The sequence below is a fragment of the Rhodococcus sp. 4CII genome (genome assembly GCF_014256275.1).
Lineage (GTDB): Bacteria > Actinomycetota > Actinomycetes > Mycobacteriales > Mycobacteriaceae > Rhodococcus_F > Rhodococcus_F wratislaviensis_A.
Genome location: NZ_JACCFE010000002.1, coordinates 1,388,056 through 1,414,093, shown reverse-complemented (window position 1 = coordinate 1,414,093; position 26,038 = coordinate 1,388,056). Strand labels below are relative to the sequence as shown.

The following is a 26,038-nucleotide window of genomic DNA, read 5'->3' as shown; positions in this document are numbered from 1 at the left end:
CGGAACTCTCGGGTGGAACTATAGAGGACGTGCGTCAGTGCGCCGCCAGCGATGGCGGGGGCGAGAGCGCACGACACGGACAAGCCGGCAACGGCTACTGGCGAAGTTGAGGTGAACGAATACGTGAGCGGATTCCGGCTCATGGCCGTCCATGCCCATCCCGACGACGAGTCGAGCAAGGGCGCCGCGACGACGGCCCGTTACGCCGCAGAAGGCAACGAAGTGAAGGTCGTGACGTTGACCGGTGGTGAACGTGGCGACATCCTCAACCCCGCGATGGACGTGCCCGGGGTGCGGGACCGCATCCACGAGGTGCGCATCGAGGAGATGGCCGAGGCGGCGCGCATCCTCGGTGTTCAGCATCAGTGGCTGGGATTCGTCGACTCCGGTCTGCCGGAGGGCGACCCGAAGCCGCCGCTGCCGGAGGGATGCTTCGCGCTCGTTCCGCTCGAGGAGTCGACCGAGGTGCTGGTGCGCGCGATCCGTGAGTTCCGCCCGCACGTCATGACCACGTACGACGAGAACGGTGGCTACCCGCACCCCGATCACATCCGGTGCCACGAGGTGTCGATGGCCGCGTACGAGGCCGCGGCCGACCCCGATCAGTTCCCGGACGCCGGAGAACCGTGGCAGGTGCAGAAGGTCTACTACTCGCACGGCTTCATCCGGAAGCGACTCCTGCAGTTCCAGGAGGAGTACGACCGCCGCGGCGAAGAGTTCCCGATGGCCGAATGGCTCAAGAAGTGGAAGACCGAGCAGGGTGACCTGATGGCGCGCGTCACCACCCAGATCACGTGCGGCGACTACTTCCCGAAGCGGGACGACGCGTTGCGGGCCCACGCCACCCAGATCGACCCGAACGGCTCGTTCTTCGCGGTTCCGCTCGAGATTCAGCAGAAGATCTGGCCCACCGAGGAATTCGAACTCGCGAAGACACGGGTCACCACCTCCATCCCGGAGAACGACCTGTTCGCGGGCATCGCCGAGGACGGCCGGCAGTGAATGCATTGACGGCCGGCATCGTGACCGGCGCGGCAGACATCCTGGCGCAGACGCCGAGCACGCCGTCCGGCCCCGAATTCGGTAAGGCGTCGCCCATCGGCCTCGTGGTGATACTCGCGCTGCTCGCGGGTGTGGTGCTGCTGGTGCGGTCGATGAACAAGAAGCTCAAGAATCTGCCCGAGACGTTCGAGCCGGAGCACCCCGAACCCGACCAGGAAGCGGACGAGGGCACCGACCGCGGCGCGATTCACGGCGGCGGCGCGAGTACGACCGAACCGCCGAAGCCCACGGACACCCCACCGAACCTGCAGAAGTAGTCGAACGGGAGCTGGAGATGGACCCACGCGCGCGCAACACACTCGGCGGGTCCACCAGCCCCTATCTCCGACAGCACGCCGACAATCCCGTGCACTGGCAGCAGTGGGGTCCGGAGGCCACCGAGTGGGCGCGGGAGCGGGACGTCCCGATCCTGTTGTCGATCGGGTACTCGGCGTGCCATTGGTGCCACGTGATGGCTCACGAGTCCTTCGAGGACGAGGCGGTGGCGTCGCTGATGAACGAGCATTTCGTCTGCGTCAAGGTCGACCGCGAGGAGCGGCCCGACCTCGACGCGGTGTACATGAACGCCACGGTCGCGATGACCGGTCAGGGCGGCTGGCCGATGACGTGCTTTCTCACCCCGGCCGGCGCCCCGTTCTATTGCGGTACCTATTACCCGGCGGAGCCGCGTGGCGGCATGCCGTCGTTCACCCAGTTGCTGGGCGCCATCGCCGACACGTGGCGTGACCGTCGCGGCGACGTCGACGAGGCGGCCGCCTCGGTGGTCGCGGAATTGCGGCGCGGCGCCGGCGGCATCCCCGAGGGCGACGTCCGGGTCGACGCGGCTCTGCTGGACGCGGCCGCCGGGAGCGTGTGCGGCGACGAGGACGCCGAGCGCGGCGGGTTCGGGGGCGCCCCCAAATTCCCCCCGTCTGCGCTGATGGAGGGCCTACTCCGCACGTACGAGCGCTCCGGCGACGACGCCGTCCTCGGCGTGGTGCAGCGCACCGCGTCGGCGATGGCCCGCGGCGGCATCTACGACCAGCTCGGCGGCGGGTTCGCCCGCTACTCGGTCGACGCGGCGTGGGTGGTGCCGCACTTCGAGAAGATGCTCTACGACAACGCCCAGCTGTTGCGCGCGTACGCGCACCTGGGTCGCCGCACGGGCTCGGACCTGGCCGTCCGGGTCGCGGAGGAGACCGTCGAATTCCTGCTGCGCGATCTGCGCACCGCGAACGGGTCGTTCGCGTCGGCCCTCGACGCCGATACCCAGGGCGTGGAGGGGCTCACGTATGTGTGGACCCCGGAGCAGCTCGTCGACGTCCTCGGGCCCGACGACGGGCAGTGGGCGGCCGATGTGTTCGCGGTGACTCCCGCCGGGACGTTCGAGGCCGGCGCGTCCGTCCTGCAGCTCCCGCGCGACCCGGACGACCGGGACCGCTGGCGCCGGGTGCGGGACGCGCTGCTCGCGCAGCGGGCGACCCGGCCGCAGCCCGGACGCGACGACAAGGTCGTCACCGCCTGGAACGGCCTCACGATCACCGCGCTCGCCGAGGCGGGCGCGGGCCTCGGCAGGCCGGAGTGGGTGGCCGCCGCCGCGGAGTGCGCGCGAGCGGTCCTCGGACTGCACGTCGTCGACGGGCGGCTGCGGCGCGCGTCGCTGGGACCTTCCGTCGGCGAGTCGGCCGGCGTGCTCGAGGACTACGCGTGCCTGGCGACAGGACTCCTCGCGCTGTACCAGGCGACCGGCGATCCTGACTGGTCGACGCACGCGCTGGCGTTGCTGGACCGCGCGCTGATCCATTTCGCCGATGCAGAGCGGCCCGGCAGCTGGTTCGACACCGCGGACGACGCGGAGACGCTGGTGACCCGACCCCGGGACCCCGTCGACGGAGCGACGCCGTCCGGAGCGTCGTGCCTGGCAGAGGCGCTGCTCACCGCGGCCGCGGTGGCCGACCAGGAGTCGTCGGGACGGTACGCGGCCGCTGCCGCCCACTCGCTCGACCGGGTCGCGCTGCTCCTGCAACGTGCACCGCGATCCGCCGGGCACTGGCTCGCCGTCGCCGAGGCGTCGGTGCGTGGCCCGATCCAGGTGGCGGTGGCCACCGACGGCGACTCCGCGCTGCTCGCGCAGGCCCGCAGACTTGCCCCCGGCGGCGCGGTCGTGGTCGGGGGCGAACCGGACTCGTCACCCCTGCTCACCGACCGTCCGCTGGTCGGGGGAACGTCGGCGGCGTACGTGTGCCGCGGGTTCGTCTGCGACCGCCCGGTGTCGACGGCCGAGGACCTCGGCGAGGCGTTGAGCCGGTAACCGGCTGCTACCGGAACACCACCAGCCACACGGCGATGTAGTGGCACAGCGCCGCGACGACGGTGGCCGCGTGGAAGAACTCGTGATGGCCGAATGTGGACGGCCACGGATTGGGCCACTTGGTGGCGTAGAGGATCGCGCCGACCGAATACAGGATGCCGCCGATCAGGAGCAGCAGCATCGGGAGGACGCCGACCTCGCGTGTCAGTTCGGGTGCGACCGGGACGATCGCCCAGCCGAGCAGCAGGTACAGCGGCACACCCACCCATCGCGGCGCCGTCGGCCAGAGCATCTTCAGCGCGACCCCGGCGAGCGCCCCCGCCCACACGACGATCAGCAGCGTCCGGCCGGTTCCGGAGGGGAGCCCGAGCACCGCGAACGGGGTGTAGCTGCCGGCGATGAACAGGAAGATCATCGAATGGTCCGCGCGCTTCATCCAGGTGCGCGCCGACACGGTGTTCCAGTGGGTCCGGTGATACGTGGCGCTGACCCCGAAGACGCCGCACACCGTCAGGCTGTAGACGGCGGTCGCGAGGGCCGCCTGCTCCGACACCCGGAGGCCCGCGAGTGTGACGAGGACGAGCCCGGCGATCACGGAGACGCCGAACGCCCACAGGTGGATCCACCCTCGCAGTCGGGGCTTGACGGGTAGTTCGTCGAGGCCGAAAGCGGTCACTGAACACCTCTTCTCGCTGTGCGTGGCGCTAACCTACGGGACCGTAGGTTAGCTCGTGCTGTGAGCGTACCCGTCGGTAGCAGGAAGTCGCGCGCTGTGTGACGGCCGTCGCGGATCACGTTCGGCTGCGGCGTAGTCTTGCGTGTCATGGTGATCTCCAGGTGAGTGCGCGAGGACTGCTGTACAGCATCTACGAGCGTCGGCTACTCGCGCGGCTCGACGGACTACAGCACCCTCGGCACATTGCCGTGATGTGCGACGGCAACCGGCGGTGGGCCCGGGAGAACGGCTTCGAGGACGTCAGCCACGGCCACCGCATGGGCGCCCTCAAGATCTCCGAGCTGCTCGGCTGGTGCGACGCCGCGGGCATCGAGATGGCCACCATCTACCTGCTGTCCACCGAGAATCTGCGCCGCGACCCCGAGGAACTCGACACCCTGCTCGAGATCATCACGGACGTCGTCGAGGAGATCTCGGGCCCGGACAAGAACTGGAGCGTCAAGATCGTCGGCGCACTCGATCTCCTGCCCGCCGAACAGTCGCGCCGACTGCGCGACGCGGCCGCCGGAACCGAGGGCCGCACCGGCACCCACGTCAACGTCGCCATCGGCTACGGCGGCCGGCAGGAGATCTCCGACGCCGTCCAGTCTCTGCTGAGCGAAAAGATTCTCGCGGGACTGGCGGGGGACGAACTCGTGAAATCGATCACGGTCGACGGCATCGACGGCCACCTCTACACGTCCGGCCAGCCCGACCCGGACCTCGTGATCCGCACGTCAGGGGAGCAGCGGCTGTCGGGTTTCCTGCTGTGGCAGAGCGCGTACTCCGAGATCTGGTTCACTGAGGCGTACTGGCCCGAGTTCCGTCGCGTCGACTTCCTCCGCGCGCTGCGCGACTACGCCGCCCGGCACCGCAGGTTCGGCGTCTGACGTGAGCGGCGAAGCGTGCCTGAACACACTTCGCCACTCACCTACAGCTTGCGGAGCCGCAGCCGGTTGATCGAATGATTCGCGTCCTTGCGCAACACGAGCGTGGCGCGCGGACGCGTCGGCAGGATGTTCTCCACCAGATTCGGCCGGTTGATGTTGTGCCAGATCTCCTGCGCGGCTGACGTCGCATCCCGATCCGACAATCCGGCGTAGTGGTGGAAGTGCGCATCGGGATCCGAGAACGACGTCTTCCGCAGCGCCAGAAACCGCTGGATGTACCAGTTCTCGATGTCCTCGATCCGCGCGTCGACGTAGATCGAGAAGTCGAACAGGTCCGACACCATCAGCCGCGGGCCGGTCTGCAGCACGTTGAGACCCTCGATGATGAGGATGTCCGGCTGCCGGATCAGGTGATACTGGCCGGGGATGATGTCGTACGAGATGTGTGAATACACCGGCGCGGCCACTTCTTCGGCCCCCGACTTCACCTCGGTGACGAACCGCAGCAGCTTGCGGCGGTCGTAACTCTCGGGAAAGCCCTTGCGGTGCATGATGCCGCGGCGGTTCAGTTCGGCCGTCGGATACAGGAAGCCGTCCGTCGTAACCAGGTCGACCCGCGGGTGGTGCTCCCAGCGCGCGAGCAGCGCCTGCAGGACACGCGCCGTGGTCGACTTGCCGACCGCGACACTGCCGGCGACGCCGATCACGAACGGCACCTGCTGGTCGGGGTGCTTCTCGCCGAGGAACGTCGCGGTCGCGGCGAACAGTCGCTGCCGGGCCGCCACCTGGAGGTGGATGAGACGCGACAGCGGCAGGTAGACCTCCGCGACCTCCTCGAGGTCGATCTGCTCGCCGAGGCCCCGCAGTCCGTACAGCTCTTCCTCGGTGAGGACGAGCGGCGTCGACTTACGCAGTGTGCGCCACTGCTTCCGGTCGAATTCGACGTACGGACTGGACTCGCTCGTCCGCGCCATCAGTTCCGCTCACACTCGGGTACCAGGGGGAGTGAGCGGTCCATGCCCAGAATCTCTGCCGTCGTCGTCGCGCTGGCGAGTAGCGGTTGCATAGTCGGATTGTGCTTGGTGCCACAGGCTGCGCTGTCGGCGGGTCGGGAAGACGTGTCTGCGACTAAGGTCGGACGGCATGGAATCCGTTTCGTTCGTCCGCGAATACTTGCTGCTCGGGCTGGGTTTCGACCGGCTGGAGGAAGGATTCGTCGACGCGTACACCGGCGATCCCGCGTTGCGCAGGCAGGTGGAGAACGCGCCGAAGCCCGATCCGCGTGACCTCGCGCGCACGGCGGCGCACCTGCGTGCCGAATTGCCGTCGGCGGGACTGTCCGAGGAGCGTGCCCGGTTCCTCGACGTCCACCTCCGCGCCCTCGAATGCTCGGGACGCAAGTTCGCGGGCGACGACATCGGCTTCGTCGACGAGGTCGAGGCGTACTTCGACGTTCACATCGAACGCGGCGACGAGGAGCAGTACCGGGAGGCGCACCGGAAGATGGACGCCGTGCTGCCCGGACCGGCGCCGCTCGCCGAACGCGTCCGCGTCCACCGGGCGAAGGACACGATTCCCGCCGACCGGTTGCAGGAATGTGTCGACGCCTTCTCGAGCGCCCTCCGCGACCTCGTGCGGCAGCACTACGTGTTGCCCGACTCGGAGGTCGTGGAGTACGAGGTGGTGGGCGACAAGCCGTGGTCGGGGTTCAACTACTACCTCGGCGACTACCGGTCGAAGGTCGCGATCAACTCCGATCTCGAACAACACATGGCGAACCTGCCGCGGCTGATCGCGCACGAGTCGTACCCCGGCCACCACACCGAGCACTGCCGGAAGGAAGCCGGACTGGTCGGCGCCGGACAGCTCGAGCAGACGCTGTTCGTCGTCAACACGCCGCAGTGCCTGATGGCCGAGGGCCTCGCCGACCTCGCGCTGGAATCGATCGTCGGCGCCGACTGGGGGCTGTGGGCGCAGGAAATCTACGCCGACCTCGGTCTGCGATTCGACGGTGAGCAGGCGCAACGCCTGTCGGCAGCGTCCGGACAGCTGCTCGGCGTGCGGCAGGACGCGGCGATGATGCTGCACGACGAGGGCCGCAGCCACGACGACGTGGCGGCATTCCTCCAGCGGTGGAGCCTGTCGACCCCCGAGCGGGCCCGGCAGTCGCTGCGCTTCCTGTCCTCGCCGCTGTGGCGGGCGTACACCAGCACCTACGTGGAGGGGTACCGCCTGCTCGGCGGCTGGCTGGCCGAGGTGCCCGTCGGCGCGGAGCGGTCGGAACGGTTCCGCCGCCTGCTCGACGAGCCACTCGTTCCCAGCGTCCTGCGCGCCGATGAGGGCTACCTCACCGCGGGCGGTTAGGTACTGCTCACGGGTTCTTCGTAGACTGGGAGCATTCGTTTCCGCATCCAGCTTGGAGATCCCTCGATGACCGCTGTGCCCGGTACCGACGTCAACACGGCCCCCCTCGCCGAACTCGACCCCGAAGTCGCCCAGGCCATGGCAGGTGAGCTGGCCCGTCAGCGCGACACGCTCGAGATGATCGCCTCGGAGAACTTCGTTCCCCGCGCGGTCCTCCAGGCGCAGGGCAGCGTGCTCACCAACAAGTACGCCGAGGGCTACCCGGGCCGCCGCTACTACGGCGGATGCGAGCACGTCGACGTCGTCGAGGACCTCGCCCGCACCCGGGCGAAGGAACTGTTCGGCGCCGACTTCGCGAACGTCCAGCCGCACTCCGGCGCCCAGGCCAACGCGGCGGTCCTGATGGCCCTGATGAACCCGGGTGAGAAGCTCCTCGGCCTCGACCTGGCGCACGGCGGCCACCTCACGCACGGCATGAAGCTGAACTTCTCCGGCAAGCTCTACGACGTCGAGTCGTACGGGGTCAGCAAGGAAGACCACCGCATCGACATGGACGAGGTCCGCAAGATCGCCGTGGCCGCGCAGCCGAAGGTCATCGTCGCCGGCTGGTCCGCGTACCCGCGTCACGAGGACTTCGCCGCGTTCCGTTCCATCGCCGACGAGGTCGGCGCGTACCTGTGGGTCGACATGGCGCACTTCGCGGGCCTGGTGGCGGCCGGCCTGCACCCGTCGCCCGTGCCCTACGCCGACGTCGTGTCGAGCACCGTCCACAAGACGCTCGGCGGACCCCGCTCCGGTCTGATCCTCGCCAAGCAGGAGTGGGCGAAGAAGCTCAACTCCGCCGTCTTCCCCGGCCAGCAGGGCGGACCGCTAATGCACGCCATCGCCGCCAAGGCCGTCTCCCTGAAGATCGCGGGCACCGACGAGTTCAAGGACCGCCAGCAGCGCACCCTGACCGGCGCGAAGATCCTCGCCGAGCGTCTGACCGGCTCGGATGTCGTGGACAAGGGTGTCAGCGTCCTCACCGGCGGCACCGACGTCCACCTCGTGCTCGTCGACTTGCGCAACTCCCAGCTCGACGGACAGCAGGGTGAGGACCTTCTCCACGAGGTCGGCATCACCGTCAACCGCAACGCGGTGCCCTTCGACCCGCGCCCGCCGATGGTCACGTCCGGCCTCCGGATCGGCACTGCCGCGCTCGCGTCGCGTGGCTTCGGCGACGAGCAGTTCACCGAGGTCGCCGACGTCATCGGCACCGCGCTCGCCGGATCGTCCGACGTCGAGACGCTGAAGTCCCGCGTGTCGAAGCTCGCCGCCGACTTCCCGTTGTACGAGGGCCTCGAGGACTGGCGCCTGGTTTAGGCGCTTCGCGCTCGTGCGCCTTTCTGGTCGTTGGAGCAACCAGAAAGGCGCACGGGCGCCGCAGGCGCCTTCTCCGCGTAACTTGATGTTCACCGACACGCCCGCCGCTCGCGCGGCCGTCCGGCGTGTTTGGCAGTACCGTCGGGGGTAACAGGCAGCGGGGAAGTTGCTTGTACGGGAGGTCCTGATCGTGGCTGAAACACTCAGTGCGAGGGGGCCGGCGCCCGGCCCCCGTGTGGATTGACACACCAGGGACGGACCGGTTCCAGCGAACCGAGTTTGCGTGGGTGCCACGCAGACCTAGGAGCCAACGTGACTGCTTCACGCTCCGTCTCAGCCCGCGCCGGACATTCGTCCGCCGCACCCAGGAAATCCTCGGACTCGGCAGTTCGTACGTTCGTGCTCGACACGTCCGTTCTGCTGTCCGACCCCTGGGCCGTCACCAGGTTCGCCGAGCACCGTGTGGTGCTTCCCCTCGTCGTGATCAGCGAGCTCGAAGGGAAGCGGCACCACCACGAGTTGGGATGGTTCGCAAGGGAATCGCTGCGTATGCTGGACGACCTCCGGCTGCAATACGGTCGTCTCGATCAGCCCGTGCCGATCGGCACGGAGGGGGGCACCCTGCAGGTCGAGCTCAATCACACCGACCCGTCGGTTCTGCCGGTCGGATTCCGCACGGACAGCAACGATTCCAGGATCCTCGCCTGCGCCTTGAATCTCGAGGCCGAGGGGGGCGACGTCGTCCTCGTCAGCAAGGACATCCCGCTGCGTGTGAAGGCCGGTGCGGTGGGTCTGCCCGCCGACGAATACCACGCTCACGACGTCGTGCCGTCCGGGTGGACGGGTATGACGGAAATGGATGTGGCGTCGTCGTCGATCGACGAGTTGTTCGCCGAGGGCGTCGTCGACCTGGAGGAGGCCCGGGAGCTTCCGTGCCACACGGGTATTCGGCTGCTGGGTGGTTCGTCGAGCGCGCTGGGCAGGGTGAACGCCGACAAGCGGGTGCAGTTGGTGCGCGGGGAGCGTGAAGCATTCGGCCTGCACGGGCGTTCGGCCGAGCAGCGGATCGCCCTGGACATCCTGCTGGACGACAGCGTGGGCATCGTGTCGCTCGGCGGCAAGGCGGGTACCGGAAAGTCCGCGCTGGCGCTGACGGCGGGGCTGGAGGCGGTGCTGGAGCGACGCACCCAGCGCAAGGTCGTCGTCTTCCGGCCCCTGTACGCGGTGGGTGGTCAGGAACTCGGCTACCTGCCCGGCAGTGAGAGCGAGAAGATGGGCCCGTGGGCCCAGGCGGTCTTCGACACCCTCGACGGCCTCGCCAGCCCCGAGGTGATGGACGAGGTCATCAGCCGCGGCATGCTGGAAGTGCTGCCGCTCACGCATATTCGCGGACGATCGCTGCACGATTCGTTCGTGATCGTGGACGAGGCGCAGTCGCTGGAACGCAACGTGCTGCTCACGGTGCTCTCCCGGCTGGGAACCGGCTCCCGCGTGATCCTCACGCACGACGTCGCTCAGCGCGACAATCTGCGGGTCGGACGTCACGACGGTGTGGCAGCGGTGATCGAGAAGCTGAAGGGGCATCCGCTCTTCGCGCACATCACGCTGACCCGCAGTGAGCGCTCGCCGATCGCGGCGCTCGTGACGGAGATGCTGGAGGAGTTCGGGCCGACGCCGTAGGCGGCAGTCCCGCAGCGTGATCCGTCCGATGTCGCACCGGTGCAGTCGTAGTGGACCGAGGTGACATCGGGCGGAACCGGGACCGTCAGAAGGCGCGCAGGATTCCCTTGAGTGTGCCCCACAGGACGTCCCGGTTGCTGAAATAGTCACGCCAGACGGCGATCTTGCCGTCCTTCATCTCGAACGTGCCGCACACCCAGAACTCGCTGCGCACTCGCTTGTAGATCAGGACGTCGGTGCGTTCGGTGAGTACCGCTGTTCCGTCGCCCGCGATGTGGTGCAGGCGCACATCGAATCCGACACCGGGCCGGCTCATGCCGTTGAGGATGCGCATCACGGAGCGGATGCCGCGGATCTTGGGCAGAGACACGTTGTGCCACACGATGTCCTGGTCGAGATACTGCTGTGCGGCGTCCGGGTCGCCGGCGACGAGCGCGTTCAGGAACGCCCGAACCACCTCGACATCCGCGGCGTTCCGCGTGGTTCCCGTCGGTGCGTGCGAATTCGAATTCATGATCTTCTCCCAGTCGATAGTTCGGCTCAGCGGACGAATGTCCCCCGGCCTTCGGTGTCGTAATACTCGAGTGTCACGCCGTTGCCGGCGAACGTGGCCTTCGAAATGCTTCCGGGCGGTGCGTTCTCACCGCTGGGTGTGAAGGTGAAGGTGTCACCGTCCCAGTGGGTGAGAGGGTAGGTCTGCCCCGCGGGTCCGAGCCGCAGCGACAGCGCGCCGTTGCTCTCGGTGACGACGGCGGGGCCCCAATACGGGTTGACGTATGTGCCCGCGTAGGTCGGAAGGGGCTGCGGTGGTGCCGGTTTCGCGGGGGCCGTCTGGCCGACGAGGCTGCCTTCGGGCTCGTCCATCGGTGCGATGGCCTGCCGGTACGACGATCTCCAGTCCTCGCGGATCTCCCCGAACTGGACGAGGTCGGCGAACTCGGCGGTGAGGGTCTCGGGAATTCCGACGGGCGACCCGTTGGTCAGGGCGACGATGGCGACGTCGGCGGACGGTATCGCGACGAAGTTCGTCGCCACCCCGAGCTGGAACCCACCGGAGTGGCTGAGGGAGACCCGGCCCGCCGGGGTGGTCGAGACGTTGAATCCGTATCCGTACGATCCCGGACGGCTGTCCATCGAACGCGGTGGGCTGGACACCATCTGAGGACTCACGGCCGGGAGCAGCGCCTCGGGGGACACGATCTTCTTGCCCTCGAACGTTCCGTCGGCCAGCAGCATCGCCAGCCACTTGCCCATGTCGTTGACGGACGAGCTCACCCCGCCTGCGGGGGACTGGGCGTCGGGGTCGCGTACCGCGTCGGCGACGTACTTGCCGTCGACGAGTTGGTGCGCCACGGCGCGGTCGCTGCGGGCCTGGTAGTCGGCGAACCGTGAACTCGTGGACGACATCCCCAGCGGCTCGTAGAGCATCTTTTCCGAGAGCGTCGCCCAATCCGTCCCGGACGCCGCCGCGACAGCCTCCGCGGCCGCCGTGAGACCGAAATTGGTGTATTCGTACGTGATCCGGAACGGGTTCAGAGGGTCGAGCCGGAGCTTGTCGAGAACCTGCTGCTGGTTGTACCCCAGGTCCTCGAGCAGATCGCCGGCGTGATCGGGCAACCCCGACCGGTGCGAGTACAGATCGCCCACCGTGACGTGCTCGGTGACCCACGGGTCGGCGAGGGCGAAACCGGGCAACTTCGACACCACGGGCGTGTCCCAGCCGACGACGCCGGCATCGACCTGATGGGCCACCACAGTCGACCCGACCGGTTTCGACATCGACGCCAGCTGGAACACGGTGTCGGCGTCCACCTTCTGATCGGTGCCCGCCTCACGCACCCCGAATCCCTTCGCATAGACAGTCTGCCCGCCGTGGACGACGGCGACCGCCATACCCGGAAGTCCGGAACTCTCCATCAACTCGTTCGCCAGTTCGTCGAGACGCCCCACGGCGTCGTCGATCTGACCGTCCGGGATGTCGACGCCCGCGACCGTGCCCGGATTGGGCGGCGCGGAGCCCTCGGACGTGGGATTCGCGTCGGACGTTCCGGAGGGTGACGAGTCGCCGGTATCGGAGCCACATCCCGTGAGGAGTGACCCGCCGAGCGCGACGGCGAACAGAAGTGTCGTCAGGTTCCCATGTCTGCGCATTGGCGATCCTCTGCTCGGGCCCGGGACGGTCGTGAACTGCCAGCCTAACGACCACAGGCCCATGACCTGGCTGTTTTCGCCACAACGCCCGCGCCCGTTCCGTCGAATCCACCGCTGGTCGACCCTGCGTTCGCCCGCGGACGCTACGGTGTGCGGATGCCGATTGATATGAATGACTCGCAGCTGCTCAGTGAGCTGGCCCCGGTGGTGGACGAAAACCTCACACGCCACCTCGCCGAGGCGGACGGCTGGCAGCCGCACGATCTGGTTCCGTGGGACCAGGGCAAGAACTTCGCGTTCATGGGTGGAACGGATTGGTCGGCAGATCAGTCGACCCTGAGCGAGGTGGAATCGCTCGCACTGACGGTGGGTGTGCTGGTGGCGGACAATGTGCCCGCGTACCACCGGGAGATCGCCAAGCACCTCGCCCAGGTGGGTCCGTGGTGGCGCTGGGTGGGTCGCTGGACCGCGGAGGAGAACCGGCACTCCATCGTGCTCCGGAACTACCTGATGGTGACGCGGGCCGTCGATCCCGTCGCCCTCGAGCGCGCCCGGATGGACGAGATGGTCCGCGGGTACGCGATGCCGCCCATGCATCTGCTCGAGATGCTCGCGAACTCCGCGTTCGAGGAGAAGGCGGCGGCTGTGCGTCATCACAACACCGCAGCACTCGGCGAGGACGCGCTGGTGGCCACGATCGCCGAGCGGCTGGCCGCCGACGACGAACTGCAGTCGCTGTTCTACCGGAACGTCGTCGAGGCGGCGTTCGAGCTGGTCCCCGACCAGACGATGCGGGCCATCGCCTCGCGGATCGCCGCGTTCGACGTGCCGAGCGTGGCCCTGCCCGGTGGAACCGACAGCACCGCCGTGCTGGCCGAGGCCGGGATCTACGACCCCGCCCAGCAGGGGGAGAAGGTGTTCACCCCGCTGCTGCGGTCGTGGAATATCGCCGGACGCACCGATCTCGGCGAGGAGGGCGAGAAGGCCCGCAACGAGCTGTCCGCGCTGCTGTAGGGACCTTTGCGCGAGAGGGCCCGCACTCGATGGAGTGCGGGCCCTCTCCGTCGGCAGGGTCAGTCCTTCACCTTCGCCATCGCCAGCACGTCGAGACGCTTGTCGAGTTCCTCCTCGGTCAGCGTGTCGCCGATCAGCCCCCGGTCGATGACCGTCTCGCGGATGGTTTTCTTCTCCTTCAGCGCCTGCTTGGCGACGGCCGCCGCCTCCTCGTACCCGATGGCCGAGTTCAGCGGCGTCACGATGGACGGCGACGACTCCGCGAGGGTCTTCAGGTGCTCGGTGTTCGCGACGAGCCCCACGACGCACCGGTCGGCGAACAGGCGTGAGACGTTCGCCAGCAACCTCAACGACTCGAGCAGGTTGCGCGCCATCATCGGGATGTACACGTTGAGCTCGAATGCGCCCCCCGCACCGCCCCACGCGACCGCGGCGTCGTTGCCGACCACCTGCGCGGCGACCTGGGTGGCGGCCTCCGGGAGCACCGGGTTGACCTTCCCGGGCATGATCGAACTGCCGGGCTGCAGGTCGGGGAGCCGGATCTCGCCGAGACCGGTGAGCGGGCCCGAGCCCATCCAGCGGATGTCGTTGGCGATCTTGGTCAGCGACACCGCGATCGTGCGCAACGCTCCGGACGCCTCCACCAGGCCGTCGCGCGCCGCCTGCGCCTCGAAACTGTTCTTCGCGGGGGTGAGGGCATCGACGCCCGTCGCCTTGACCAGTTCGGCAACGACCTTCGGGCCGAACCCGTCGGGGGCATTGAGTCCCGTTCCGACCGCGGTGCCACCGATGGGAAGTTCGCCGAGGCGGGGGAGGCAGGCCACGATCCGCTCCATTCCGGCCTCCATCTGCCGGGCGTAACCGCCGAACTCCTGGCCGAGGGTCACCGGGACGGCGTCCATGAGGTGGGTGCGGCCCGACTTCACCACGGTCCGCCACTCGGTGGATTTGTCGAGCAGAGCCAGCCGCAGATGGTCGAGGGCGGGGAGGAGATCCTTCACCGCGGACTCGGTGGCCGCAAGGTGCGTCGCGGTGGGGAAGGTGTCGTTGGACGACTGCGACATGTTGACGTCGTCGTTGGGATGGACCACCACACCGTTGGCCGCCGCGATCGAGGCGATCACCTCGTTGGCGTTCATGTTGGAACTGGTGCCCGAACCGGTCTGGAAGACGTCGATGGGAAACTGGTCGTCGTGCTTGCCTTCGGCGATCTCGCTCGCCGCGGCGATGATGGCGTCCGCCTTGTCGGCATCGAGGAGGCCGAGGTCCTTGTTGACCTGCGCGCAGGCTGCCTTCAGCAACCCCATCGCACGGATCTGGGTGCGCTCGAGACCTCGACCGCTGATCGGGAAGTTCTCGACGGCACGCTGAGTTTGCGCGCGCCACAGGGCATCCACGGGCACCCGCACCTCGCCCATGGTGTCGTGTTCGATCCGGTACTGCTGTTCGCTGCTCTCGGTCATGCGTCAAACATGCCACTTCCGGGCGCCGCGTGGGGATGCTCCCGTGCGCCTTTCCGGTCGCCGCAGCAACCGGAAAGGCGCACGAGCAGCGGAGCTGCCTAGAACGACGGCGGAATGGCGCCGTCCTCGCCCGTGAAGTCCACGGACGAGTACTCGCGCAGCTTCTCCAGGCGGTGGTAGGCGTCGATCATGCGGACCGTGCCCGACTTCGACCGCATCACGATCGACTGGGTCGACGCGCCGCCACCGTAGTAGCGAACCCCGCGGAGCAGGTCGCCGTCGGTGACACCGGTGGCGCAGAAGAAGACGTTCTCACCGGACACGAGATCCTCGGTGGTCAGCACGCGATCCAGGTCATGGCCGGCGTCGATGGCCTTCTGGCGCTCGGCGTCGTCGGTCGGGGCCAGCCGGCCCTGCAGCGAACCACCCATACAGCGCATGGCGGCGGCCGCGATGATGCCCTCCGGGGTTCCACCGGTGCCGATCAGGATGTCGGTGCCCGACTCGGGGCGCGCGGCGGCGATCGCACCCGCGACGTCACCGTCGGAGATGAGCCGGATGCGGGCGCCGGTGTCCCGGACCTCCTGGATGAGCCTGGCGTGCCGGGGACGGTCGAGGATGCAGACCGTCACGTCGGACGTGGACGCCTTGCGCACCTTCGCGACACGTTTGATGTTCTCCGCGACGGGCGCGGTGATGTCGATCACATCGGCGGCGTCGGGACCGACGGCGATCTTCTCCATGTAGAAGACAGCGGACGGGTCGAACATCGCGCCGCGCTCGGCGACCGCGAGGACGGCGATCGCATTGGGCATGCCCTTGGCCATCAGCGTGGTGCCGTCGACCGGGTCGACGGCGAAGTCGCAGTCGGGCCCGTCGCCGTTGCCGACCTCCTCGCCGTTGAACAGCATCGGGGCTTCGTCCTTCTCGCCCTCGCCGATGACGACGACGCCGCGCATCGACACCGAGCTCACGAGCTGGCGCATGGCGTCGACGGCGGCTCCGTCGCCACCTTCCTTGTCGCCACGGCCCACCCAGCGACCGGCAGCCATCGCACCAGCCTCGGTGACTCGGACCAATTCCAGAGCAAGATTTCGGTCCGGGGCCTCGCGGCGACTCGAAGTGGTGCTAGCCGTCATGGGCAGTGCCTCCTGGTGCTGTCACGGTCGACGTTGTACGCCGACGCTGTGTCGGCGGCCTCTCGGCCACCGAGTGTCGGGTGGATCTCGCCTGCTGATTCTCCCAGAAAGATGTGTGACGTGCGCTCCTGGGGCGCGAATCACGGGACCGAGAATCGTTGTTCCGGGACCGACCCTGGATACTGGTGGGCGTGGCATCTGATAAACCCCGCATCCTGCACAACAACCGCGACATGGTGTGGTCGCTCGTACCCCTTGTCCTGTTCTGCGTACTGATCGCGGGTATCGCCAGCCAGTGCACGTTCAGCCCGGGCGGTCCGACAAGCGGCCCGATTCCCAGCTTCGACATCGATGCGGCACTGAAATACGACGCGCAGGACCTTCCGTTCCCGGTGCGTAAACCGGCGACCCCGGAGGGCTGGACGCCCAACTCGGGCAGCCGCAGCATCGTCAGCGGCGACAGCGGCGGAGATTCGAGCACCGTCGGATTCATCACCGAGGCAGGCCGCTACATCCAGCTCACCCAGAGCAACGCCGCTGAAACGGTGCTCGTGCCGTTCGTCGCGGGTGGCCCGCGCACGGCGACGGGAACCGAGGACGTCGCAGGTCACAGCTGGATCGTGTACGGCGGTGAAGGTGTCGAACCGATCTGGGTCTCCGACTTCGGCGACGTCCGGCTGCTCGTCACGGGCAGTGCGTCACCCGAGGCGTTCGAACAGCTGACGACCGCCGCGGCCGACGCCCCGATCCTCACGTACTGAGAAGGCGGGGGCGTCAGCCCTCGTCTTCGGCCTGCGACAGCGCCGTCTCGACGCGTTTGCGGGCCCCCGCGAGGTGCTCCTCGCACCGCTTCGCCAAGGCCTCGCCTCGCTCCCACAACGCGAGTGACGCGTCGAGGTCGAGGCCGCCCTGCTCGAGCACCTTGACCACGTCGACGAGTTCGTCGCGCGCCGCCTCGTAGCCGAGCTCCGCGATGTCGCTGTCGTTTCCGGTGGGCTCGCTCATGTCCTACTTGTCCTTTCCCATCACCGCGGCACGGACTGCGCCGTCCGCGACTCGAACGCGAATCTGGGTGCCCGGCGGGGCGTCGGCGACCGAACGCAGCACCTCGGGGTCGCCGTCGGGCACGATCCGCTGGACCACGGAGTAACCACGGGCCAGGGTCGCCGCCGGCCCGAGGGTCGTGAGCCGTGCGCGCAGGTGCTCGACGGTCGTGCTCTCCGCGGCGATCGCCCTGCTCACGTCGCGTCGTCCGGCTTCGCGCAGTCGTTCGACCTCGTCCGACCGGTGGTCGAGTGCGCGCAGGGGGTCGGCGAGAACAGGCCGGCTCCGCAGCTGGGCGATCAGGTGCGACTCGCGCTGCACCCAGTTGCGCAGGGCGGCCGCGCTCCGTGAGCGCAGTTCCCCGACCAGTGCCTGTTCGGCGACGGCGTCCGGGACCACTCGCTTGGCGGCGTCGGTGGGGGTCGCCGCACGCAGGTCGGCGACGTGGTCGCTGAGCGGGCTGTCCGGCTCGTGCCCGATCGCGCTGACCACCGGGGTCGTGCAGGCGACGATCGCGCGGCACAGGGTCTCGTCGGAGAACGGCAGCAGGTCCTCCACGCTGCCGCCGCCGCGAGCGAGGATGATGACGTCGACGTGCGGGTCGGCGTCCAGCTCCTTCAGTGCGTCGAGGATCTGCGGAACGGCGGTGGCGCCCTGGACCGGGGTGTTGCGCACCTCGAACCGCACCGCGGGCCAGCGGCGCTGCGCCACGCTGAGAACGTCGTGCTCGGCAGCGCTCGCGCGACCGGTGATCAACCCGATCGTGCCCGGCAGGAACGGCAGCGGACGCTTCAGCCGCGCGTCGAACAGGCCTTCCGCGGCCAGCAGTGCGCGTAACCGCTCGATCCTTGCCAGGAGTTCACCGATCCCGATCGCACGGATCTCCGTGACCCGCAGCGACACCGACCCGCGGCCGGTGTAGAACGACAACTTGCCGAACATCACCACCCGGCTGCCCTCGGTGAGCGGGACCGGGGAGTTCTGCAGCACCTGCGGGGAACAGGTCACCGACAACGACATGTCGACGGACGGATCCCGCAGCACCAGGAACGCGGTCCGGGTGCCGGGGCGTGCGTTGATCTGGGTGATCTGTCCCTCCACCCAGACACTTCCGAGTCGATCGATCCACTGCGCGACCTTCGCCGACACGGTGCGGACAGGCCAGGGCTGTTCGGCGGTGCTCGGTCCGGTACTGGCTGCGCGGGGCTGTGCGGAGGTCACTTGGCCTTGGCGGTGGTGATGCGGTTGGTCAGCATCGTCTGGAACGGCGCTCGTGCCAGGGTCGCATTCTCGTAGTCCAGCAGTGTGGTGAGGTCCTCGACCGACAGGCTGCGCAGGCGCGCCCGCAACTGGGCGAGGGTCAGCGAGCCGTAGTCGAGGACGACAGCGATCTCCGGTTCGGCGACGGCCGAAGTGGAGGTGGCGGACTTCGTGGTCGCCGACGTGACGGGGGAGGCGCCGTTGGTGGCGGCGGGCGCTGCCTTCGGGGTCGAGATCTTCGCCGGCGTGCCCTCGTCCTGCGGACTCAGCGAGTACAGGGCGAACCGGCCCGGTCCGGCCGCGCGGTCGTCGGACCCGCCGTCGGCGGCGGGCTCCGGGGCGGTGTCCTCGTCGAAGACGGCCCACGCGGGCTGCTCGTCGTCGTGTGTCCAGTGGATGAGCGCGAACGCCTGGTCGCCCTTGATGGCCAGCGCCGTCATGGACTGCTGAACCCGCATGGTGGTCTGCAGCACCTGACTGACCGCGGTCATGGGCAGGGTTGCCGCGGTGGTGGGCAGTTTCCTGGCCTCTTCGACGGCCGTCACGGCGATTCCAGCGGCGACGCGCGCCACGAACGGGGGACGAATCATTCCCACAGCCTGCCTGAGAACGGCACGTTTGGGTAGCCGACGTGCCCACAGCGTCGACGACTCGGGTGCGACGCTGCGCACAGTACCCCGCCGAGGCCCCGCGAAAGTGTCGTCCGCTGGGGGTGACCCGTAGTCTGGAGCCATGTCTTCGGCTGTTCCACTCAATGTGGGTATCACACGTTCGGCAGATTCGGGAGCGTCGCGTGCCGACGGCGAGAAGCGCGTGCTGCTCGCGGAGCCCCGCGGCTACTGCGCCGGCGTCGACCGCGCCGTCGAGACGGTGGAGAAGGCTCTCGAAAAGCACGGCGCCCCGATCTACGTGCGCAAGGAGATCGTGCACAACCGGCACGTCGTCGAGACGCTCACCGATCAGGGTGTCGTCTTCGTCGACGAGACGGACGAGGTCCCCGAGGGTGCGCTGCTCGTGTTCTCGGCCCACGGCGTGTCTCCCGCGGTCCACGAATCGGCCGCGGCGCGCAATCTGCGCACGATCGACGCCACCTGCCCGCTCGTGACGAAGGTTCACCAGGAAGCCAAGCGCTTCGCCCGAGACGACTTCGACATCCTTCTCATCGGCCACGAAGGCCACGAGGAAGTGGAGGGCACGGCCGGCGAGGCCCCCGACCACGTGCAACTCGTCGACGGTCCCGATTCCGTCGACACCGTGACCGTCCGCGACGAATCGAAGGTCATCTGGCTGTCGCAGACCACGTTGAGCGTCGACGAGACGATGCAGACCGTCGCCCGACTGCGGGAGCGTTTCCCGAATCTGCAGGACCCGCCGAGCGACGACATCTGTTACGCCACCCAAAACCGTCAGGTGGCGGTCAAGGCGATGGCCCCCGAGTGCGACCTGGTGATCGTGGTCGGGTCCCGGAACTCGTCGAACTCCGTTCGCCTCGTCGAGGTCGCACTGAACGCCGGCGCGAAGGCGTCGTATCTGGTCGACTACGCACGCGAGGTTGATCCGGCGTGGCTCGACGGCGTGCGGACCGTGGGAATCACCTCGGGGGCGTCCGTGCCGGAGATTCTGGTCCGCGGTGTGATCGACCTGCTCGACGAGCACGGATTCCACGACGTCCAGTCGGTCACCACCGCCAACGAGACGCTGGTCTTCGCACTGCCGCGCGAGCTGCGCGCAGCGCGGACCTGATCGTCGCGCTCTCTACCTCGCTCTAGCGGGGCTGCTCCGTCTCGAACGGCGGCTCGTACCGGTCGCGGTAGCGCACCTGCGGAATGGGGTGGGCCGGAACGTCCGGGTTGGGCCGCGGCCGAGGGGTGGTGCGCGGCGGGACCGAATGCGGCGCCTGGGTAGTGCGCGGCGGTGCCGAGCGGGGGGCCTGCGCTGCTCGGTCGACCATCGGCGGCGGCGCCGTGCGGCCGCCCGACGACGCAGATCGGCGCGGAGGAGGCGTGGCTGCCCGGCGCGACGAGCGGGGGTGCTCCCGGGCCGCGTCCGTGTTCCGCGCCCTGCGCGGCGACTCCCTGCGCGGCGGTGGAGTCGGCTCCGAGTCCTCTGCCGCACGACGTGGGCGGGCGGAGCGCGGAGCACGCTGGGAGCGTCGCCGCTCCGACGTGCGGGCGGGACCGGTCTTGCGTTGCTGCAACAGGAAGAGGCGGAGTCCGCCGATCAGCAGTGCTACGACGGTGGCGGCGAGCATTACCGGAAAGCGGTTGACCAGTGGGTACGCGATGTTGATCGCCAGGTCTCTCAGCGCGGTGCTGTTCTCGTCCGCGATCAGGCTCTGACCGAGCGGCACGGCGACGAACAGGATCAGCGGGGGTTGGACGATCGCGGTGAACAGCGCCCGATTGCTGGCGGCCGCCACGGCGAGGACACAGCCGAGGAAATAGAACGTGGAGAACGCCGCTGTGAGTTCCGTGCCACGTGCCGCGTCGACAGCGAATCCGACAAAGGCGACTCCGACGGCCAGGAGAATGACACCCCACCAGGGGAGACCGGGGACCGTAGGGACAATCGACCGCCTGTCGAGCGGCACCCCAGAGCGAGCACGTTGGGTTGCAGACACACAACGACAGTAGCGGCAACTTGTTAACTAGCCTCGTTGGCGTGACCGGTGGAGCCTGAGAGATCCTCGAGATTTGTGCGTCGCGGCCACGAATCGACGGCACTGACCTCGGTGAGGTCGCCGTCGAAGACGTCGAGGTCGTGCAGCTTGCGCGCGGTGACTGTGACCCGGGACTCCATCGCCGCGACGGTGAGATTGAACGAGTCGAGGGCCTCGCCGAGTTGCGAGCCCAGACGGTCGAGATGCGCGCCGACGGTGCCGAGTCTCGAATACAGCTCCCGGCCGAGTTGGTGGATCTTCGCGGCGTCCTGAGACAACGCCTCATGCCGCCAGGTGACCTCCGGCGTCGGGTCGAACGACTCCCAATACGTCGTGTCGGCCAACTGGTCGACATGCGTGCGCGGCTGCCGGGCGTGCCGGGTGAGGTGCTGGTCCCGGGCGGCCGGGTTCTCGGTCTGCGCGGCGTCCAGGTACGCCGCGAACGGGGACCTTGGCGTCGACGACGATCTGTTTGCCCCCTGCCAGGTACACGAGCAGGTCGGGGCGGACACCGTCCTTCGACACCTAGGTGTCGAAGTCGCAGTGCCGGACCATCCCCGCCAGTTCGACCACGCGTGCGGCGAACTACTGCTTGCTGCTCATCGTTCGGGGTTGTCGCCACAGGCGGCCAGAGGCTGGCTGGCGACGAGGGGGCATGCCAGTGCAGCGAGTGCATTCATGGGGCTCATGGTGCACCGCCCCACCGACGAGTCGAATCGGCCGGACGCCACGCGGCGGAGGTGTTCGAGGTTGTCGGCGGGGTGCTCTACGGTCTCGGGACATGAGGATCCTGCACACTTCGGACTGGCACATCGGACGCACGTTCCACGGGGTGGACCTGCTCGCCGACCAGGCCCGGGTGCTCGACGCGATCGCCGCACTCGTCACCGAGCACGGCGTCGACGTCGTGGTCGTCCCCGGAGACGTGTACGACCGGTCCATCCCCAGCGCCGACGCCGTCACCGTGTGCAATCGCGGATTCGAGGCGATCCGGGACGCCGGCGCTGTCATCGTCGCCACGTCCGGCAACCACGACTCCGCCGCACGACTCGGCGCGGGCGCGGCGTTCTCCGGGGCCGGCGGACTGCACCTCATGACGACGGTCGCCGGCATCGGCTCACCCGTCGTGCTCGAGGACGCGCACGGTCCCGTCGCGTTCTACGGCATCCCCTACCTCGAACCCGAGATCACCCGCGCGCAATTGGACGTGCCGTCCGCCCGCTCGCACGCCGAGATCCTCGACGCCGCGATGAATCGCGTCCGCACCGACCTCGACGCGCGCAACGACACCGGTCCGCGCACCAGGTCCGTGGTGCTGGCCCACGCATTCGTCGTGGGTGCCGAGGCCACGGGATCCGAACGGTCGATCTCCGTCGGCGGTGTCGAGACGGTGTCGGCGTCGGCCTTCGGCGATGTCGACTACGTCGCGCTGGGCCACCTTCACTCGCCGCAGACCCTCGCCGAGCACATCCGCTACTCGGGTTCGCCGCTGCCGTACTCCTTCGGTGAGCGCACCCACGGCAAGGCCGTGTATCTCGTGGACCTGGACGCCGACGGACTGCGGACGGTCGAACGCGTCGACCTGCCCGTGGTCCGCGGTCTGCGGCAACTGACCGGGACGGTCCAGGAGTTGCTCGAGGACGAGTCGTTCCGCGACGCCGAGGACTGCTACGTGTCGGCGGTGCTCACCGACCCGCAGCGCCCGGTCGACGCCATGCGCTCGCTGCAGACCCGATTCCCGTTCGCCGTGCACCTCGAATGGCAGCGCCCGGCCGGCGTCGACGATCTGCGCTACCGCGACAAGGTGCACGGGCGCAGCGATCTGCAGATCACGCGCAATTTCCTCACCGACGTGCGCAGCGCACCGTCGACCGGCGAGATCCGGCTGGTGGAGGAGGCGCTCGGGTTCGCCGACCGGGCCGGCGAGAACACCGCCGAGGTCGTCGCGCTGGGACAGACGGCATGAGGCTGCATCGACTCGAGGTCGAAGCCTTCGGGCCGTTCGCAGGATCTGTCGAAGTCGACTTCGACCGCCTCGGCGCCGATGGCCTTTTCCTGCTGCACGGCCACACCGGCGCCGGGAAGACGACGGTGCTCGACGCGGTGGCGTTCGCGCTCTACGGCACGGTGCCCGGGGCGCGGAAGGACGGCAAGCGCCTGTTGTCAGACCATGCACCAGCCGGTTCCGTGCCGACGGTGACCATCGAGGCGACGATCGCGGGCCGGCATCTCCGTCTCGTGCGCAGCCCCGAGTTCGAGCGTCCCAAGCGCCGGGGGTCGGGCACGATCAAGGAGAACGCGAAGGTCGCCCTCACCTGGCTCGACGGTCGCGGGGAAAACCTGTCCCGGATCCCCGACGTAGCCGAGGAGATCGGGCGGCTGATGGGGATGAGCGCCGATCAGTTCTTCCAGGTGGTCCTGCTGCCGCAGGGGGAGTTCGCGAAGTTCCTGCGCGCCGACAACGAGGAACGCGGTCAGCTCCTGGAGAGACTGTTCGACACCACCCGATTCGGGACGGTGGAGGGGTGGTTCCTCGACCGCAGGCGAACTAGTGCACACGACCTGGACGAGCAGCAACGGTCCGTCGACGTGCTGCTCGCCCGGGTCGCGACGGCGGCAGGAATCGAGGGAGGCGCCGACGCCGATCCGATGACCTGGGCCCACAAACTCGAAGAGCAGGCACGCGATACCCGCGACCTGGCTGCAGACGACCTGGAGCAGGCCAAGGCGCGGGCGAAGGTCACCCGTGACGCGCTGACGGAGGCGCGCCGGGTCCTGGAACTGCAGAACCGCAGACGTCGAGCCGAGTCGGAACTCGACGCCCACGCCGCGGGGGCGGACGAACGGGCCGTCCTCTTCGCCGAACTGGCGGACGCGCGCCGGGCCGAACCGGTGGCGACTGCGGCACGGGACGCCGACTCCGCACGCACCAAGGCTGCGGCCGCCGCGCGCACCGTCGAGACCATCACCGAGGGCCTGCGCTCCACGGCGGGCGGCGCCGATCTCGTGGCGGAACTGTCGTGGCCACCGGCCCCGGACGAACGGGAGCACATCCGGTCGAGCATCCGGTTCTGGCGCGACGAGATCGTGCGGCTCGACGGCGCACTCGCGGAATCCGAAGCCGCTGACCGGCTCGCCGTCGAACTCGATCGGCTGCGAGCCCGGCAGGCCGAACTCACCGAGACCGGCGCCACGCTGTCTCGGGAACGGGAACAACTTCCCCTCGGGCTGCGGGAAGCCGAGAAGGCACTCGACGCCGCAGAGAAGGCTCGCGCCGCACTGCCCGCACTGGTGGACGCTCGGGATCGTGCGGCCGACGCCGCCTCCGCGGCGACGGATCTCCGCACGCGCCGCGCCGAGCACGGTCGGTGCGACCGTGGCGTGCTCGATGCCCGGCAGAAGCATCAGGACGCCCGGGAGCACTGGCTCGACCTGCTGCAACGGCGGATCGCGGGCATGGCCGCAGAATTGGCGGGCACGCTCGAGGACGGGGCGCCGTGCCAGGTGTGCGGTTCACCCGAGCATCCGCAGCCTGCCGAACCGTCCGAGCTGTCGGTCACGAAGGCCGACGAGGACGCCGCTCGTGTCGCGGAGCAGAAGGCCGCGACGGTGCTGACGGCCGCCACCGAGAAGCTGAGTTCGGTCGAGCGGGCGATCGACGTCTTGATTCAGCGGGGCGGCGACGGCGACGCGGACGAACTCGCACGGGCACTCGCGTCCGCCGAGACGGCGGTGGGGGAGGCGACGGCGCTCGCCGATCAGGTCGAACGCCGATCCGGATCGCTCGCCGAACTGCGCGACCGGGAGAACCGACTGCAGGAGCAGTTGCGGGAGGTGGGCATCGACGCCGCAACCGTCACCGAGAAGATCGCGGCGGGCACCACACAACTCGGAGAGATCCGGGCCCGCGTCGCCGAGGCCGCGGGCGACGACCCGAGTGTCGCGGCTCGCCGCGCCCGACTCGAGACGCTCGCCGAATCCGCATCGAACCTGCTGGACGCCCGCGACGCGGGTGCCGGCGCCGAGTCGGCGGCCCGCGAACTCGCGGCCAGGGTCGAGACCCTCGCCGGCGACGCCGGTTTCGGCAGCGTCGACGACGCCGCGGCCGCGGTCCGCACGGCCACGCGCCAGAACGAGATCGAGACCGTCCTGACCACGGCCCGGGATGCCGAGGTCGGGGCGCGCAGCGTGCTCGACGACCCCGAGGTCGTCGCCGTCGCAGACGCGGAGCCCGTCGAGTTGGGATCCGTCCAGCAGGCACACGACGTGGCGGCCGAGGAAGTGAACGTCGCCGTCGCGGCGGCGTCCGACGCCGAGCGTCGGCTGCTCGACCTCGAACGATACGTCGGTCAGCTCGCCAGGGCGGCCGAGGCGATTGCCCCGCTACAGGCCGCGCACGAGGAACTGGCGGCGCTCGCCGAGGTCATCGCGGGCCGCGGCCAGAACTCCCGGAAGATGTCGTTGCGGTCGTATGTGCTGGCGGCCCGTCTGGAAGAGGTGGCGGTCTCGGCGTCGGCGCGGCTCGGCCAGATGTCGGGGGGACGCTACGAATTCGTCCACAGCGACGAGGCCGGTCCGCACGGTCGTCGCGGCGGACTGGGGTTGGACATCCGCGACGACTACACAGGGGTGGTCCGGTCGGCGAAGACCCTGTCGGGCGGCGAGTCGTTCCTGGCGTCGCTGTCGCTGGCGCTCGGTCTCGCCGATGTGGTCGCGGCGGAATCCGGGGGAGTCGTGCTCGACACGATCTTCATCGACGAGGGGTTCGGCACCCTCGACGCGGACACTCTCGACTCGGTGATGGGTGTTCTCGACGAGCTGCGGGACGGCGGCCGGGTGGTCGGGATCGTCAGTCACGTCGACGAGATGCGTCAGCGAATCCCGAGCCGCCTGCACGTGATTCGCGGCCGTACCGGGTCGACGGTTGAGGTCGTTGCCGGCTGAC

22 protein-coding genes and 1 pseudogene are annotated in these 26,038 nt (G+C 68.8%); 12 read left to right on the top strand and 11 right to left on the bottom strand.

Annotated elements, in window-relative coordinates:
* Positions 1-123: 123 nt before the first annotated feature.
* Genes mca through H0B43_RS07460 form a run of 3 tightly spaced genes read left to right on the top strand, consistent with a single transcriptional unit; the run spans position 124 to position 3,352 of the window.
* Positions 124-1,002, top strand: coding sequence for a mycothiol conjugate amidase Mca (mca, locus tag H0B43_RS07470; RefSeq protein WP_185728547.1), 879 nt, complete (start codon positions 124-126; stop codon positions 1,000-1,002).
* Complete coding sequence (locus H0B43_RS07465; RefSeq protein ID WP_185728550.1) at positions 999-1,319, top strand: hypothetical protein; 321 nt, start codon at positions 999-1,001, stop codon at positions 1,317-1,319. Before mca ends, H0B43_RS07465 begins: the two co-directional genes overlap by 4 nt.
* Before the next feature lie 17 nt (positions 1,320-1,336).
* Entirely contained in the window at positions 1,337-3,352 is a 2,016-nt protein-coding gene (locus tag H0B43_RS07460; protein ID WP_185728552.1) for a thioredoxin domain-containing protein, read from the top strand.
* Between the two features lie 7 nt (positions 3,353-3,359).
* Here the strand turns inward: H0B43_RS07460 and H0B43_RS07455 are convergent, their stop codons facing one another.
* On the bottom strand, positions 3,360-4,028 hold the full coding sequence (locus H0B43_RS07455; RefSeq protein ID WP_185728554.1) for a hemolysin III family protein: 669 nt from the start codon (positions 4,026-4,028) through the stop codon (positions 3,360-3,362).
* A gap of 161 nt (positions 4,029-4,189) precedes the next feature.
* On the opposite strand from H0B43_RS07455, the gene H0B43_RS07450 reads away from it, so the two are divergent.
* Positions 4,190-4,957: an isoprenyl transferase gene (locus tag H0B43_RS07450; protein WP_185728556.1), complete on the top strand. Its 768-nt coding sequence runs from the start codon at positions 4,190-4,192 to the stop codon at positions 4,955-4,957.
* Positions 4,958-4,998: 41 nt separating this feature from the next.
* Here the strand turns inward: H0B43_RS07450 and coaA are convergent, their stop codons facing one another.
* The gene (gene coaA, locus H0B43_RS07445; RefSeq protein ID WP_005238987.1) at positions 4,999-5,931 is read right to left on the bottom strand and encodes a type I pantothenate kinase; all 933 of its coding nucleotides are present in this window, start codon (positions 5,929-5,931) and stop codon (positions 4,999-5,001) included.
* 169 nt (positions 5,932-6,100) lie between these two features.
* Between coaA and H0B43_RS07440 the strand changes: the two genes are divergently transcribed.
* From H0B43_RS07440 to H0B43_RS07430, 3 genes are all read left to right on the top strand, one after another.
* Positions 6,101-7,321: a DUF885 domain-containing protein gene (locus tag H0B43_RS07440; protein ID WP_185728558.1), complete on the top strand. Its 1,221-nt coding sequence runs from the start codon at positions 6,101-6,103 to the stop codon at positions 7,319-7,321.
* A 66-nt stretch (positions 7,322-7,387) separates the two neighbouring features.
* Positions 7,388-8,683 carry a serine hydroxymethyltransferase gene (gene glyA / locus H0B43_RS07435; protein ID WP_185728560.1) on the top strand — a complete coding sequence of 432 codons (1,296 nt, stop codon included), beginning with the start codon at positions 7,388-7,390 and terminating at the stop codon, positions 8,681-8,683.
* A gap of 312 nt (positions 8,684-8,995) precedes the next feature.
* Positions 8,996-10,363, top strand: coding sequence for a PhoH family protein (locus tag H0B43_RS07430; RefSeq protein ID WP_185728562.1), 1,368 nt, complete (start codon positions 8,996-8,998; stop codon positions 10,361-10,363).
* A gap of 85 nt (positions 10,364-10,448) precedes the next feature.
* On the opposite strand, the gene H0B43_RS07425 is transcribed toward H0B43_RS07430, so the two are convergent.
* Together H0B43_RS07425 and H0B43_RS07420 are read right to left on the bottom strand one after the other, a co-directional pair.
* A complete protein-coding gene (locus H0B43_RS07425) occupies positions 10,449-10,877 on the bottom strand; it encodes a limonene-1,2-epoxide hydrolase family protein (protein WP_185728564.1) in 429 nt (142 codons plus the stop codon).
* A gap of 26 nt (positions 10,878-10,903) precedes the next feature.
* The gene (locus tag H0B43_RS07420; protein WP_185728566.1) at positions 10,904-12,514 is read right to left on the bottom strand and encodes a serine hydrolase; all 1,611 of its coding nucleotides are present in this window, start codon (positions 12,512-12,514) and stop codon (positions 10,904-10,906) included.
* Positions 12,515-12,670: 156 nt separating this feature from the next.
* Here H0B43_RS07420 and H0B43_RS07415 point away from each other — a divergent pair, with 156 nt between their 5' ends.
* Positions 12,671-13,528 carry an acyl-ACP desaturase gene (locus H0B43_RS07415; RefSeq protein ID WP_185728567.1) on the top strand — a complete coding sequence of 286 codons (858 nt, stop codon included), beginning with the start codon at positions 12,671-12,673 and terminating at the stop codon, positions 13,526-13,528.
* 59 nt (positions 13,529-13,587) lie between these two features.
* Here the strand turns inward: H0B43_RS07415 and H0B43_RS07410 are convergent, their stop codons facing one another.
* Positions 13,588-14,991, bottom strand: coding sequence for a class II fumarate hydratase (locus H0B43_RS07410; RefSeq protein ID WP_185728569.1), 1,404 nt, complete (start codon positions 14,989-14,991; stop codon positions 13,588-13,590).
* Positions 14,992-15,089: 98 nt separating this feature from the next.
* Positions 15,090-16,130, bottom strand: coding sequence for a class II fructose-bisphosphatase (gene glpX / locus H0B43_RS07405; protein ID WP_185728571.1), 1,041 nt, complete (start codon positions 16,128-16,130; stop codon positions 15,090-15,092).
* A gap of 191 nt (positions 16,131-16,321) precedes the next feature.
* Between glpX and H0B43_RS07400 the strand changes: the two genes are divergently transcribed.
* On the top strand, positions 16,322-16,891 hold the full coding sequence (locus H0B43_RS07400) for a DUF4245 domain-containing protein (RefSeq protein WP_185728573.1): 570 nt from the start codon (positions 16,322-16,324) through the stop codon (positions 16,889-16,891).
* A gap of 13 nt (positions 16,892-16,904) precedes the next feature.
* On the opposite strand, the gene H0B43_RS07395 is transcribed toward H0B43_RS07400, so the two are convergent.
* The 3 genes from H0B43_RS07395 to H0B43_RS07385 are packed head-to-tail and all read right to left on the bottom strand — an operon-like array spanning position 16,905 to position 19,024.
* On the bottom strand, positions 16,905-17,135 hold the full coding sequence (locus tag H0B43_RS07395) for an exodeoxyribonuclease VII small subunit (protein ID WP_185728574.1): 231 nt from the start codon (positions 17,133-17,135) through the stop codon (positions 16,905-16,907).
* A 3-nt stretch (positions 17,136-17,138) separates the two neighbouring features.
* Entirely contained in the window at positions 17,139-18,395 is a 1,257-nt protein-coding gene (xseA, locus tag H0B43_RS07390) for an exodeoxyribonuclease VII large subunit (RefSeq protein WP_185728576.1), read from the bottom strand.
* Positions 18,392-19,024, bottom strand: coding sequence for a lipid droplet-associated protein (locus H0B43_RS07385; RefSeq protein ID WP_185728577.1), 633 nt, complete (start codon positions 19,022-19,024; stop codon positions 18,392-18,394). The genes xseA and H0B43_RS07385 overlap by 4 nt, the downstream gene beginning before the upstream one ends.
* 142 nt (positions 19,025-19,166) lie before the next feature.
* Here H0B43_RS07385 and H0B43_RS07380 point away from each other — a divergent pair, with 142 nt between their 5' ends.
* A complete protein-coding gene (locus H0B43_RS07380) occupies positions 19,167-20,177 on the top strand; it encodes a 4-hydroxy-3-methylbut-2-enyl diphosphate reductase (RefSeq protein WP_185728579.1) in 1,011 nt (336 codons plus the stop codon).
* Positions 20,178-20,199: 22 nt separating this feature from the next.
* On the opposite strand, the gene H0B43_RS07375 is transcribed toward H0B43_RS07380, so the two are convergent.
* Positions 20,200-21,054: a DUF6542 domain-containing protein gene (locus H0B43_RS07375; protein WP_185728581.1), complete on the bottom strand. Its 855-nt coding sequence runs from the start codon at positions 21,052-21,054 to the stop codon at positions 20,200-20,202.
* Between the two features lie 23 nt (positions 21,055-21,077).
* Positions 21,078-21,669, bottom strand: a pseudogene (locus H0B43_RS07370) (DNA recombination protein RmuC); the annotation flags it as partial.
* Between the two features lie 205 nt (positions 21,670-21,874).
* Here H0B43_RS07370 and H0B43_RS07365 point away from each other — a divergent pair.
* Together H0B43_RS07365 and H0B43_RS07360 are read left to right on the top strand one after the other, a co-directional pair.
* Entirely contained in the window at positions 21,875-23,059 is a 1,185-nt protein-coding gene (locus H0B43_RS07365) for an exonuclease SbcCD subunit D (RefSeq protein WP_185728583.1), read from the top strand.
* On the top strand, positions 23,056-26,037 hold the full coding sequence (locus tag H0B43_RS07360) for an AAA family ATPase (protein ID WP_185728585.1): 2,982 nt from the start codon (positions 23,056-23,058) through the stop codon (positions 26,035-26,037). Before H0B43_RS07365 ends, H0B43_RS07360 begins: the two co-directional genes overlap by 4 nt.
* Position 26,038 lies beyond the last annotated feature (1 nt).

Excerpts from the sequence above, each read along its gene's own strand:
- H0B43_RS07460 (WP_185728552.1), top strand. The coding sequence starts at position 1,337 with ATGGACCCACGCGCGCGCAACACACTCGGCGGGTCCACCAGCCCCTAT.
- coaA (WP_005238987.1), bottom strand. The coding sequence starts at position 5,931 with ATGGCGCGGACGAGCGAGTCCAGTCCGTACGTCGAATTCGACCGGAAG.
- H0B43_RS07440 (WP_185728558.1), top strand. The coding sequence starts at position 6,101 with ATGGAATCCGTTTCGTTCGTCCGCGAATACTTGCTGCTCGGGCTGGGT.
- glyA (WP_185728560.1), top strand. The coding sequence starts at position 7,388 with ATGACCGCTGTGCCCGGTACCGACGTCAACACGGCCCCCCTCGCCGAA.
- H0B43_RS07425 (WP_185728564.1), bottom strand. The coding sequence starts at position 10,877 with ATGAATTCGAATTCGCACGCACCGACGGGAACCACGCGGAACGCCGCG.
- H0B43_RS07420 (WP_185728566.1), bottom strand. The coding sequence starts at position 12,514 with ATGCGCAGACATGGGAACCTGACGACACTTCTGTTCGCCGTCGCGCTC.
- H0B43_RS07415 (WP_185728567.1), top strand. The coding sequence starts at position 12,671 with ATGCCGATTGATATGAATGACTCGCAGCTGCTCAGTGAGCTGGCCCCG.
- H0B43_RS07410 (WP_185728569.1), bottom strand. The coding sequence starts at position 14,991 with ATGACCGAGAGCAGCGAACAGCAGTACCGGATCGAACACGACACCATG.
- glpX (WP_185728571.1), bottom strand. The coding sequence starts at position 16,130 with ATGACGGCTAGCACCACTTCGAGTCGCCGCGAGGCCCCGGACCGAAAT.
- H0B43_RS07395 (WP_185728574.1), bottom strand. The coding sequence starts at position 17,135 with ATGAGCGAGCCCACCGGAAACGACAGCGACATCGCGGAGCTCGGCTAC.
- H0B43_RS07385 (WP_185728577.1), bottom strand. The coding sequence starts at position 19,024 with ATGATTCGTCCCCCGTTCGTGGCGCGCGTCGCCGCTGGAATCGCCGTG.
- H0B43_RS07380 (WP_185728579.1), top strand. The coding sequence starts at position 19,167 with ATGTCTTCGGCTGTTCCACTCAATGTGGGTATCACACGTTCGGCAGAT.
- H0B43_RS07365 (WP_185728583.1), top strand. The coding sequence starts at position 21,875 with ATGAGGATCCTGCACACTTCGGACTGGCACATCGGACGCACGTTCCAC.
- H0B43_RS07360 (WP_185728585.1), top strand. The coding sequence starts at position 23,056 with ATGAGGCTGCATCGACTCGAGGTCGAAGCCTTCGGGCCGTTCGCAGGA.